General features: G+C 46.5%; 16 protein-coding genes. 5 read left to right on the top strand and 11 right to left on the bottom strand.

The genetic code is table 11. The annotated features are described in order from the left end of the window. From G470_RS14735 to G470_RS0109955, 11 genes are all read right to left on the bottom strand, one after another. Positions 1 to 193, bottom strand: a 193-nt coding sequence (locus G470_RS14735; RefSeq protein WP_205617923.1) for a transposase, incomplete at its 3' end; no start/stop codon positions are given. A gap of 332 nt (positions 194 to 525) precedes the next feature. After that, a complete protein-coding gene (locus G470_RS0110005) occupies positions 526 to 1,089 on the bottom strand; it encodes a GNAT family N-acetyltransferase (protein ID WP_028274700.1) in 564 nt (187 codons plus the stop codon). A gap of 12 nt (positions 1,090 to 1,101) precedes the next feature. Next, positions 1,102 to 1,653 carry a GNAT family N-acetyltransferase gene (locus G470_RS0110000; RefSeq protein ID WP_028274699.1) on the bottom strand — a complete coding sequence of 184 codons (552 nt, stop codon included), beginning with the start codon at positions 1,651 to 1,653 and terminating at the stop codon, positions 1,102 to 1,104. Between the two features lie 11 nt (positions 1,654 to 1,664). Continuing rightward, entirely contained in the window at positions 1,665 to 2,306 is a 642-nt protein-coding gene (locus tag G470_RS0109995; RefSeq protein ID WP_028274698.1) for a uridine kinase family protein, read from the bottom strand. Between the two features lie 68 nt (positions 2,307 to 2,374). Continuing rightward, the gene (locus tag G470_RS13345; RefSeq protein ID WP_240470672.1) at positions 2,375 to 3,046 is read right to left on the bottom strand and encodes an AAA family ATPase; all 672 of its coding nucleotides are present in this window, start codon (positions 3,044 to 3,046) and stop codon (positions 2,375 to 2,377) included. After that, positions 3,043 to 3,231 (bottom strand): hypothetical protein, encoded by a 189-nt coding sequence (locus G470_RS14915; RefSeq protein ID WP_240470671.1) that lies wholly within the window; start codon positions 3,229 to 3,231, stop codon positions 3,043 to 3,045. Before G470_RS14915 ends, G470_RS13345 begins: the two co-directional genes overlap by 4 nt. A 112-nt stretch (positions 3,232 to 3,343) precedes the next feature. Further along, a complete protein-coding gene (locus G470_RS0109985) occupies positions 3,344 to 4,330 on the bottom strand; it encodes a GGDEF domain-containing protein (RefSeq protein WP_028274697.1) in 987 nt (328 codons plus the stop codon). Between the two features lie 349 nt (positions 4,331 to 4,679). Beyond that, complete coding sequence (locus G470_RS0109970) at positions 4,680 to 5,642, bottom strand: glutathione S-transferase family protein (protein ID WP_028274695.1); 963 nt, start codon at positions 5,640 to 5,642, stop codon at positions 4,680 to 4,682. Positions 5,643 to 5,698: 56 nt separating this feature from the next. Further along, on the bottom strand, positions 5,699 to 6,220 hold the full coding sequence (locus G470_RS0109965; protein ID WP_028274694.1) for a GNAT family N-acetyltransferase: 522 nt from the start codon (positions 6,218 to 6,220) through the stop codon (positions 5,699 to 5,701). A gap of 25 nt (positions 6,221 to 6,245) precedes the next feature. Next, positions 6,246 to 6,845 carry a hypothetical protein gene (locus G470_RS0109960; protein ID WP_028274693.1) on the bottom strand — a complete coding sequence of 200 codons (600 nt, stop codon included), beginning with the start codon at positions 6,843 to 6,845 and terminating at the stop codon, positions 6,246 to 6,248. Then, positions 6,832 to 7,242 carry a hypothetical protein gene (locus G470_RS0109955; RefSeq protein WP_028274692.1) on the bottom strand — a complete coding sequence of 137 codons (411 nt, stop codon included), beginning with the start codon at positions 7,240 to 7,242 and terminating at the stop codon, positions 6,832 to 6,834. Before G470_RS0109955 ends, G470_RS0109960 begins: the two co-directional genes overlap by 14 nt. A gap of 139 nt (positions 7,243 to 7,381) precedes the next feature. Here G470_RS0109955 and G470_RS0109950 point away from each other — a divergent pair, with 139 nt between their 5' ends. The 5 genes from G470_RS0109950 to G470_RS0109925 all read left to right on the top strand — a co-directional run bounded on the left by G470_RS0109950 (position 7,382) and on the right by G470_RS0109925 (position 9,665). After that, complete coding sequence (locus G470_RS0109950; protein WP_028274691.1) at positions 7,382 to 7,597, top strand: helix-turn-helix transcriptional regulator; 216 nt, start codon at positions 7,382 to 7,384, stop codon at positions 7,595 to 7,597. Beyond that, the gene (locus G470_RS14570; protein WP_028274690.1) at positions 7,584 to 8,018 is read left to right on the top strand and encodes a DUF6773 family protein; all 435 of its coding nucleotides are present in this window, start codon (positions 7,584 to 7,586) and stop codon (positions 8,016 to 8,018) included. The genes G470_RS0109950 and G470_RS14570 overlap by 14 nt, the downstream gene beginning before the upstream one ends. 33 nt (positions 8,019 to 8,051) lie before the next feature. Beyond that, positions 8,052 to 8,492: a hypothetical protein gene (locus G470_RS0109940; RefSeq protein ID WP_028274689.1), complete on the top strand. Its 441-nt coding sequence runs from the start codon at positions 8,052 to 8,054 to the stop codon at positions 8,490 to 8,492. Between the two features lie 444 nt (positions 8,493 to 8,936). Continuing rightward, positions 8,937 to 9,128 carry a hypothetical protein gene (locus G470_RS0109930; RefSeq protein ID WP_028274688.1) on the top strand — a complete coding sequence of 64 codons (192 nt, stop codon included), beginning with the start codon at positions 8,937 to 8,939 and terminating at the stop codon, positions 9,126 to 9,128. A gap of 9 nt (positions 9,129 to 9,137) precedes the next feature. After that, complete coding sequence (locus tag G470_RS0109925) at positions 9,138 to 9,665, top strand: bile acid:sodium symporter (protein ID WP_028274687.1); 528 nt, start codon at positions 9,138 to 9,140, stop codon at positions 9,663 to 9,665. Positions 9,666 to 10,202: the final 537 nt, after the last annotated feature.

Genomic DNA, 10,202 nt, shown 5'->3' with positions numbered 1-10,202 from the left:
CATAAAGAAGAGACATGATGAGTGGTTTTGGGTGATAGGCAGGACGACCGTCCTGAGTCTCAAAAATTTTAAAGTAATGATCGTCTAATGAATCGACAAAGTTATAGATAGAAAAAACAATATGGTTGGGATCAATACAAGTAGATAATTCTAATGGAAGTGAAGTTTGATTCATGTTATATTGTACGTACATAAAAAGCACCCCTTTAATGTTTAGTGTCGTTACTAATATTATATCAGGGTGCTTTTTGTATGCCTAATTATATATAGCAAAAACGACGAGAAAATTAGTTAATCTAATTTCTCGTCGTTTTTATTTAGTGGCTTTTGTCCCAGCCTCTTTTGACAGCAACTCCATAATACCGGCTTCATCGAGTTGGCTTCATTCTTTTGTTTGCGGGCAACTCAGTGGACATTCTCATTTGAGTTGGTTTCATTCTCTCGTTTAACCACAACTCAGTGAGTTTTAAGCACCCAGTTTCCTTCATTCGCTTGATTGGCATAAACTCAAAAAAAGTTGTGCTCTCAGTTTGCGCCAATCAAATAGTCCTCTTTCAAGATGGCGTAATGCACGGTGTCGCAGATGCCTTGGTTGTTGCGGCTGGACTGCCGGGAAGTTCCTTCGTGCTGCAAGCCGCATTTCTCCATCACTCTTCCCGAACCGGGATTGCGTGTGTCATGTTGGGACTCGATGCGGTTCACTCCCACTTCTTCGAAAAAGAACTGGAGTAACCGGTTCAGCGCTTCAGAGGTGTAGCCCTTGCCCCACCACTGTTTGCCGATACAGTAACCGATATGTACCATCTCGGTTGAATCGTCTTGATCCACGACACTGATGGTTCCAATCGGTTCGCCCACTTCTTTAGGAACGATTCCCCAATGGTAGTAGTTATTTTTTGCGTACTCGCTCTCCCAGTGCCGCAGCGTGGCTTCCGTCACTTGAACTGATTCATTGGCCGGCCAGGACAAGAAACGAGTCACTTCCTCGTCTGACGCCCAGTTGTGGTACATCGCCTCTGCATCCGCTACGGTCAATCTCCGAAGCAACAGCCGCTCGGTTTCCAGTTCTCTTGTTCCTAAGTGCTTCATCCTATCCGCTCCTTATCTGCCTCTTTTTACCTCATGTTGTTCCCATTCTTCCCGCAGCATCCCCATTTTAATGGAGTCGTAATAGATGTCGTTGTACAGACGGGCTCTGCGGATTCGGCCCTCCATCTGCATGCCGAGCTTTTCCCCGACCCGGATCATCCGCTGGTTGCCGGACCAAGTGGTGAATCCGATACGGACCAACGGCAGCGTTTGGAACAAATGATCAATCCACAAGTCCAAGGCGCGGGTGCCGATTCCCCGTCCCCCATTTTCCGTTTCATAGAGGACAATGCCTATTTCCAGCCAATGCGACGGTTCGTGTTCCCAGTAGTAAGACACCACACCTTTCACAGACCCTTTCACTTCGATGGCCCAACGGTTTTGCTGATTGAACCACTCATGGGCTTCTTCCATGAAAGCTTCGTGTGTTTTTGGATAGTGTGGGTAATAAGGTGCATCCCATTTCTTCCATTCGGGCGCTTCGTCTTTGTAGACCAGTTCCCAGATGCTGTCCACATCCGCTTCTGTGATTGGACGGAGAATCAAGTCGTTGTCTTTATACATTTGATCCCTCCTCAATTTGGAAAAACAGCTCTTTCTACCTCTATTCCAGCACGGGATGTTTTCACCAGGATATCTGCGCGATCACTGTACGGATGCATAAACAACTTGTACTGGGTGCGCCGTTGGTCGTGGGACCGCTTTAAAAAATCTGCATCCGCCCCGCGCTCTGCGATGTCCCGCTTCGTTCTTCTCGCCAGTTCTGTGTCATCATCGGTATAGAGAAAAATTTTCAAGTCAAACAGTGCCGGATCAGAGAACGCGGCGCTCATTCCTTCCACAATGGTCACTTTCTTTGGCGTGAGGTGTTCGTTTTTCAAATACGGCACGTCCATTGTGTACAGGTCCAATCCATCCCGCAACATCCGGATATCGCGTTCCAGAGACAGGAGATGATGCGCGCTCGGATGGCAGGCGGTCATCTTCGAGCGGTACCGCTTTCCTTCAAACTCGTAGTCAATCTGGGTGTGGCGGCGGATATCCGATGGGATGATATACGGATCGGCGTTGAGATAAGCCACTTCTTGGCCCAACCTTTGGATGAGTTGCGTCGAAAAAGTCGTCTTTCCTGCTGCGCCATGTCCTGAAATGCCGATGGTGACCCGTTTGTCCAATCGGTTGACCCATTGGACAACGACGGCAATCAATTCGTCCACTCCGCCACCTCCGTTGTATATTTTCTTTATTATGCAGTAAATCAAAAAAGAAGTAAACTCGCTGTCTTTCACCGTTCAAACTCTTCTTTGTGTTGTTGAAAAAAATCATAGTAGGCGCGGACATTTTTCAATTCTGTCCATTTTTTCACATCGACAGGGTCCGCATCCAAATCATAGATTTTCGCTCCCCGCATCGTCAGGAAAAACGGTGAATGGGTCGAAATCACGAACTGACAGCCAAAGAATCGGGCGGAGTCTTCAATGTATTGCATCAGTTCCAACTGGCGTTCCGGCGACAAGCTATTTTCCGGCTCATCCAGTAAATACAGTCCGTTCTCTTCCATCTTTTCGATGAAATAGCGGAACGCGCTCTCCCCGTTGGATTGTTCCCGGACATTGTCCATCAGTTCCTGGCGAACATAGCGGGACTGGGTGTTGCGGCGGGCTTGGTTGATTTTTTTGAGTGTTTCGTAATCCTGCAGCGATTTCAATTGGAACTGTGCGTACTTGTTGTCCAAATACTCTTCAAACAGCTCCTCCCTTTTTTGGTCGATGCCTTCGTTGAGCGCGCGGAGATTCAAGATGAAATCAAACACATTGTCGCTTGTGAGGATGCGGCTGTGAGGAGAGATTTCTGCTTCGGTTTCTACTGTGCAAAAATCAAGATAATCATTGAAAAAATTGGACTGGTTGAACAACGAATCGCGGTGCAGCCGCAACTTTTCAGCAATTACATTCAATGCGGTCGTCTTTCCCGACCCGTTTCCGCCGTATAAAATGGTGATCGGTTCAAAATCAATCCGCTCAAATCGGCGTTTCGATAAAATCTGAAACGGGTAAACGAATCGTAGACCGTCCGCTTGATGTTGATAAAAAAATCGAATTCCGATTCCTGGGTTGGAAACGTGATGGAGCGCACATACATCAGAGCCCCTCCTTTGGGAAATATTTCCTTTAGTTTACCGGTAAACCATGATTTATTCACGAAAAAGAAAAAAGCCCCCACAATGGGGAGCTTGCCTCTGGTTCAGTTTGTGTTACACAATGGTCCGGTTTCCACCATGTCTCTGTGCGGCTACCAATTTTTGAGAGGCGTTTTGCACCAACTCACTGATGGTTTCTTCCGGAGAATAAACAGAAATTCCGGTGATTATCGTGATGGCGCGAGGCACTGCGAACAACGTGGTCGACACAGATTCCCGGATCGCTTCCGCAACTTCATAGGCTTCCTTTTCAGAAGTGTCTTCCATCAAGATATAGAACACCGCTTCCCGGTATCTTCCCGCCACATGGTTGTCTTGAATGACGTTTTGAACCACTCGTCCGGTTTCTTTGATGATCTCTTCGGCCGTCACAATGCCCAGTTTTTCTTCATACTGCGCATATTTGTCCAAGCTTAAAATAAGCAAAGAAAGAGTTTGCTCTTGTTTTTTAGCTTTGCTTGTCTGTTTCGCCAGTTCCATCAATAAAGCTGTCCGAGAGTACAAAGACGTCACCGGATCTACCTTGACTTGTGATAGCAAATTTTCGTTTTGGGCTTTTAATTCCATGCGTTCGTGCTCGTTTTCCGTGACGTCAAAGACAATGCCCGTCAAAAACAACGGCTTTCCTTCGTCATTCCGCTGTGTCACACGGCCGCGGTCATGATACACTTTCCATGAACCGTCTTTGGCTTGTATGCGGTATTTGACTTCCCATACAGGAATTTTTCCCGCCAGGTGATCCCGCATCTGCTGCATCACTTCTTCATAGTCATCAGGATGCAGTTTCTCTGTGAAAAACTGAAAGGGTACTTTTTCCGGTAGGTCTTCCGGCATGTAGCCCAGTGCTTCTGCCTTTAAAGGGTTGAAAGTGACGTCATTGGCGGGAACGTCCCAAAACCACTGCCCCAAATTTCCAGTCCAACCGAATTCCATTCGTTCCGCTTTTTGATATGTATCCAGCAATTCCTGGTTCAACCGGGTCAAAGATTCGATTTTTGAAATCAACTCTTCTTTTGATTGAGTTTCATAGTCTGTAGTCATACTCTCGTCTCCTTTTGCTGAGCCTTTGTCTGACTTGCTTTCCCAGTTTAGGGCAAATGGGACCGAGTTTCAATTCCCTATTCCATAATGGCCCTGACTCAGCAGGGCTCATTAGTTGAGTTAGCTTCATCCATCCGTTTGACCTTAACTCAGGGTAGTTTTCGAACTGAGTTGTGGTCAACTTCTTCTTTGATGTCAACTCAGCGGAAATGTCGCAACGAGTTGGCTTCATTCCTTCTTTTGACCCCAACTCAGGTAAAATTCGGATGCGAGTTTCCCCCATTCTTCTTCCCAAGCCGCAAAAAAAGCCGCTGCGGATGATTCTTTCATCGCGGCGGCTCCTTTTCGATTAATCGGCTAATGAAAAATCCAATTCCGGTCCTTTCGGTACGATGCCGGTTGGGTTGATGTTTTTGTGGCTCTTGTAGTAATGGTCTTTGATGTGTTGGAAATTCACGGTCTCCGCCACTCCCGGCCAGTTGTACAATTCCCGCGTGTAGCGCCAGAGGTTCTTGTACTCGGTCAGGCATTTGATGTTGCATTTGAAGTGGCCGTAATACACACTGTCAAACCGGATCAGCGTCGTAAACAACCGCCAGTCCGCTTCTGTCAAGGTGTCGCCCACCAAGTAGCGGTTCTCGCCCAACCGTTCTTCCAACTCATCCAGCGTTTGGAACAAATTGGTGACTTCTTCTTCGTATACTTCCTGTTTCGTTGCAAACCCGGCTTTGTAGACGCCGTTGTTGACGTTTGGGTAGACCTTGTCGTTGACCGAGTCGATTTCCGCACGCAAAGCTTCCGGGTAGTAATCCCCTTCTTTCGCGCCCACTCCGTCAAACGCCGAGTTCAGCATCCGCATGATTTCAGAAGATTCATTATTGACGATTTTATCCTGCTTCAAGTCATACAAAACCGGCACGGTCACGCGGCCGCTGTATTCCGGTTCCACATGCGTATAAATTTCATATAGATAGTCGGCGTCGATGACCGGATCCGGCACTACGCCTTCTCCTGGTTCAAACGTCCAGCCGTTTTCCGCCATCACCGGATGCACAACGGACACGGAAATCATGTCTTCCAATCCTTTCAACGCCCGCATGATGAGGGCGCGGTTCGCCCACGGACAAGCCAAGGATACGTACAGGTGATACCGTCCCGGCTCTGCCTGGAATCCTCCTTCACCGGTCGGTCCCGCGCTTCCGTCCGGTGTAATCCAATTGCGGAATTGTGATTCCTGGCGGATAAACCGTCCGCCGCTTTTTTCTGTGTCGTACCATTTATCGTGCCACTTACCATCTACTAATAGTCCCATGTTTTTCCCCTTTCAAAATGAATCCACGTTGCTTTCATTATAGAACGAGTCCACTCTCAATCCAACTGCTTTGCCATAATCAAATCCGTCTGCTCATCGTCCCCCATGAAAAAGGAATGGCTCTCACCCGTTTGTTTGAAGCCCATTTTTTCATAAAACCTCATGGCCGGATGGTTCTCTTCCCACACACCCAGCCATAGAATGGATTTTTGTTTTTCTCTGGCCAGTTCTTCTGCTTTTTCAATTAGGAAACGGCCGAATCCTTTGCGTTTGTGGTTTTTCCGGATGTAAATCCGTTCGATTTCCAATGCCTGGTCGGCAATCTCTTCGGTCTGTGCGTCATTGATGTTCAGCTTTATGTACCCGGCGATGTCCTCATCGTCCAATAAGAAATAGAAATAAGAATCCTCGGTTTCCAGTTCGCGTTGAAGCTGGGCAGGGTCATACGCTTTTTTCAAGTAGTCATTCAGGTTTTCCGGCTTGTTCTGCGCGCCAAATGTATCCGTGAAGGTTTCGATGCCGATTTCTCGAAGAACCGGAATATCGGCCACGGTGCATGTTTTTAGTTGCAAGGTCATAGTCATCGCCCCTTTTTTTTCATTCTCAGTTGCTGGGATCTTCTATTTCAATTGTTGGGTTGTTGTCATCCACAAGAGTTGTTTCTCGCAAAGTCTTGCCCGTGTGAAGCGTTCCATCCAGTGTTTGTTCCACCGTGTGTTCTGCACGCACCTGGGTCAATAGACCCGATTCGTCCACCGTCATAGAGGTTTTCGCTTCTTTAAAACGGGTGTTCTGCTGCATCTCCACCGCCTGTTCCAAAGCGGAAAAATACGAGCCTGTTGCGTTTTCTTCCGTATACAAAAACGTGTACACCGTGTGTTCCTCTTCTTGTCTGATTTCCACAGCTTTGATGTCATCTTCCTCCAGATCGACGGTCAGCATATCCTCCATGTAGGTCGGGAGGCCGGCTTCTGTGTACGCTTCTTCCCGATGCTCACTGGCTTCTTGTTCCGTGGTCTGCAAGCGGTATGTATACTTTCCGTTGTCAAGGGCGGCTGTGTGTTGGCTGGCCTCCTCCACCGTCGCCACCGCACCGCTTATGGTTGTTTCCCCATTTGTTTTTTCATCCGCTCCCAGACCGAGCAATTCTGCCACCACTATCGCTGCCACAATGACCGGCCACCTCTTTTTAAGCTTCCCCATCTATTCTTCCTCCCGTGTCGTCCATCACTTTTAATTGAAATTGGTCTACGAAAAAATAACTGGCGCTGAAAATCAAAAACAGCACCCCGACAGATACAACTTTGTGTCCTAAATTCGGAATCGAAAACCCGGCGACATACAGGCAGATGAAAAACAAATAATAGAGGGTCACACTCATTTTCGTGGTGGTGATTTCGACTTTATCCCCATCTCTCACTTCTATCTCGTGGCTTTTCCCGCCAAGCTGCGACACTTGGAGCGTGGCGTTCTCTTCGGGGATTTCAACTTGTACTTCTTCGTGATTCGCAATTTTCCCTGCATTGTTCCCGTTCACTTTCATCGTCACCGCAGACCCGGTGCCTATCCAACTGGTTTTTCGTTTGATGGTGATGGCCATGGCTTCCCCCCGCTCCCTTTGTTGTTTTGTTCTTTTTATCTTACCACTCCATGGATTCAAAGTACATTTCCTATAAAACCTTTAGAATGTATGGTATATTTTACACAACGTAAAATATAAACGTCAAAGAGGAGAGCTTATGGCAAAAAATATGCGGTTAAAATCGGAACGAGCCAAATGGGGCATGTCCCAACAAGACTTGGCCGATGCAGTGGACGTCACCCGTCAGACCATCAGCGCCATCGAGCGGGGCGACTACAATCCGACGATCAACTTATGCATCCGCATCTGCAGAACATTGGATGTCACGTTAAACGATTTGTTTTGGGAGGAGAATGACGATGAGGGAATATGATGAATACCAGAAGTTCATACGGTATAAGAACGGTACGCAGGCCTTTCTATTGTTATCCATCCTTCTGTTCCTGAATTCCTTATTGAACAGCTTAAACGTTCAATGGGGTGAAACCTACTCGATCGAAACCTTGTTTCTTCTGGAAATCTCCATAGGTTATTACGTTCTCAAAAATACTTACCAAGGAGCGTTTTTCGATAAATACGAAAACCCAAAGAGACAATCTTTGTATTCTTTTCTCTGGGGTTTGATTTACCTTTACCTTGTTCACTCACCTTCTTTCGCTATTTTTATCGATGGAAAAATCAGTCAAGATTTTCTACATCTCTTTGTAGGAATCATTTGTTTAGCTATTCCGATGGTATTTCTCATACGAACAATGGTGGATAAAAGTAGAGAGAAAAAAAGAGAAATGAAGTAAATATACTAAATGATTTATTCTGGGAGGAAGACGATGATAAGCGAATTTGATGAATATCAGAAATTTTTGCGGTACAAATACGGGTACCATTCTTTTGGTATCCTGTTTGCTTTATTGGCTGTAAATCACTTTGTGGATTACCCATGGGCGCAATCCACAGAAGAAGAAACCATGATTTTAGCGAGCGTAGTTGCTAACTATTTTGTAGTGCGGCTTGTCTTTGGCGGTGCTTACTACGGCAAGAGAGAAAACCCTGTCCTTGCAAGTCTTGTTGCTTTCGTTCCCGGCCTCCTACATCTGTCAGCTTACTTAACAGGCCAATCGGTTCTTTTCGAAAATGGAAGGCTTGCCGACAATGCTTTTGTATTTTTTAGCGCATTGTTTTGGATGAGCATCCCCATTACTTACGTGGTTCGAGCTGTTGTCGACAAAATTCGTGAGCGAAAAGAAGATTTGGAGACGAAATCTCGCTGAGTTTTAATGATGATTTGGGCGAAAAGGATGATTGGTGTCCAAATCGAGAATAGATTTCAGCAGGATTTGGTCCACTGCGACAAAATCCGACCAAATTGCCCATCTTTCCTTCAATTATTTGGTCATAAAATCAAAAAAACAGGAGAAGCCGGACTTGAATCCGCGCTTCTCCTATTTTTTCTTCTTCCATTGTTCCAGAATGACTCCTGCCTTTGACAAACTCCAAGCGAAAGCGACCATTCCAACGATGATAAAAACCAGTTCCAACATCGCGCCCGCTCCTCTCTTTGGTTGGGCCGTCTTCTTTCCTTTAGTTTAACACACATGGCACTGCCCGACTTTTCGTATGAAAGAAATTTAAAGAGTATTTCTTTACAGCGTCACCCCCGTTGTCTGTTACGATACTTCCATGTAAAAAAACACTAAACAGAAGGAAGGTTGATCATGCAGAATTTTTTAAACATTATGGGCGGTATCGGAAACTTTTTCCTACCTATCTTTCTCACGATGTTCAATGTGGGACTCACTCAAACAATCCAAGATTTGACAGAGTATTTGAAAGATTGGAAATTTTATCTGCGCATGCTGTTGGCGAACTTTGTGCCTGCGCCATTGGTGATGTACTTGTTGTTGTAGCTGTTTTCCGTGTCTCCGGAACTGGAAATCGGATTAATCATTTTCAGCATGGCTGCCGGGGCACCATTTCTAATTAAATTGACGCAGTACACCGAACACGACATCGCGTTGGGAGCCAGTTTGCTGCTTGTGCTCGTACTGGCCACGTGCTTATACGTCCCCATCGTTCTGCCGTTGCTGATGCCGGAAATATCTGTCGACGGCCTTCAAATCTTTTTCACCTTGGTCCGCCAGTTGATTTTCCCGATTATCCTCGGCATGCTGCTCGATAAATTCGCACCGAAAATCACAGACGCCATTCAGCCGTGGGTGGCCAAACTGGGCGGCATTACTTTATATATCGTCATTATCGGCATCTTGGTGGGTGAAGCAGAAGGCGTCATCCAAATCTTCGGAGAAGGAGCCATTTTGTTAAGCGTGGTATTCGTCCTCATTGTCATGGCTATTGGATTTTTCATGGGAGGAAAAAACGATATCGACCATTTGCGGATGTCGGAGCGGTCGGCACCGGACAGCGCAACACTTCCGCCTGCATGATCATCGCGAGCGCCAACTTTGCACCTATTCCGGAAGTGCTTTTGATTATTACGATTGCCAACACATTAGGGATTGTTATGTTGATCTTTATCGCCAAATATTTTAGCCAGGATAATCATACCGAACGATTTTAACGACAAAAGAACCGTACAATCTAAATAAAAAAGTACGCTGCCCATAAAAGAGGCAGCGTACTTTTTTAGTGCGCCCGGCATGGGCGACAACTTGGTGGTGAAAGTCCACTACAGACTTGGCAGTAGGAACTGTTAGCGAAAGTCAAGGGTGTCCGCCGTGAGGCGGAATCTGAAGGAAGACGGACGCAAATGCTTGCACTGACGAACAGAAACTTCATACAAAGGCTGAATCAGGACGGATGAGCTTGCTAAACAAAGTGAAGTCCGATACTGCCCGAATCCTGTACAGTAAATGGAGCAGTGACATGAGCAGAAGGTTGTCGTTCTTACCCGGGGAGGTCTCGTCAGCGCTTAGTAGTAACAACGAATGGCGAGAAGTCAGCCGAGGTCATAGTAGGGAAAA

Origin of the sequence: Atopococcus tabaci DSM 17538, assembly GCF_000429585.1 — a bacterium.
GTDB lineage: Bacteria > Bacillota > Bacilli > Lactobacillales > Carnobacteriaceae_A > Atopococcus > Atopococcus tabaci.
The sequence above is the reverse complement of the archived record's forward strand: the minus strand, read 5'-3'. Positions and strand labels throughout refer to the sequence as shown.

Excerpts from the sequence above, each read along its gene's own strand:
- G470_RS0110005 (WP_028274700.1), bottom strand. The coding sequence starts at position 1,089 with ATGAAGCACTTAGGAACAAGAGAACTGGAAACCGAGCGGCTGTTGCTT.
- G470_RS0110000 (WP_028274699.1), bottom strand. The coding sequence starts at position 1,653 with ATGTATAAAGACAACGACTTGATTCTCCGTCCAATCACAGAAGCGGAT.
- G470_RS14915 (WP_240470671.1), bottom strand. The coding sequence starts at position 3,231 with ATGTATGTGCGCTCCATCACGTTTCCAACCCAGGAATCGGAATTCGAT.
- G470_RS0109985 (WP_028274697.1), bottom strand. The coding sequence starts at position 4,330 with ATGACTACAGACTATGAAACTCAATCAAAAGAAGAGTTGATTTCAAAA.
- G470_RS0109970 (WP_028274695.1), bottom strand. The coding sequence starts at position 5,642 with ATGGGACTATTAGTAGATGGTAAGTGGCACGATAAATGGTACGACACA.
- G470_RS0109965 (WP_028274694.1), bottom strand. The coding sequence starts at position 6,220 with ATGACCTTGCAACTAAAAACATGCACCGTGGCCGATATTCCGGTTCTT.
- G470_RS0109960 (WP_028274693.1), bottom strand. The coding sequence starts at position 6,845 with ATGGGGAAGCTTAAAAAGAGGTGGCCGGTCATTGTGGCAGCGATAGTG.
- G470_RS0109955 (WP_028274692.1), bottom strand. The coding sequence starts at position 7,242 with ATGGCCATCACCATCAAACGAAAAACCAGTTGGATAGGCACCGGGTCT.
- G470_RS0109950 (WP_028274691.1), top strand. The coding sequence starts at position 7,382 with ATGGCAAAAAATATGCGGTTAAAATCGGAACGAGCCAAATGGGGCATG.
- G470_RS14570 (WP_028274690.1), top strand. The coding sequence starts at position 7,584 with ATGAGGGAATATGATGAATACCAGAAGTTCATACGGTATAAGAACGGT.
- G470_RS0109940 (WP_028274689.1), top strand. The coding sequence starts at position 8,052 with ATGATAAGCGAATTTGATGAATATCAGAAATTTTTGCGGTACAAATAC.
- G470_RS0109930 (WP_028274688.1), top strand. The coding sequence starts at position 8,937 with ATGCAGAATTTTTTAAACATTATGGGCGGTATCGGAAACTTTTTCCTA.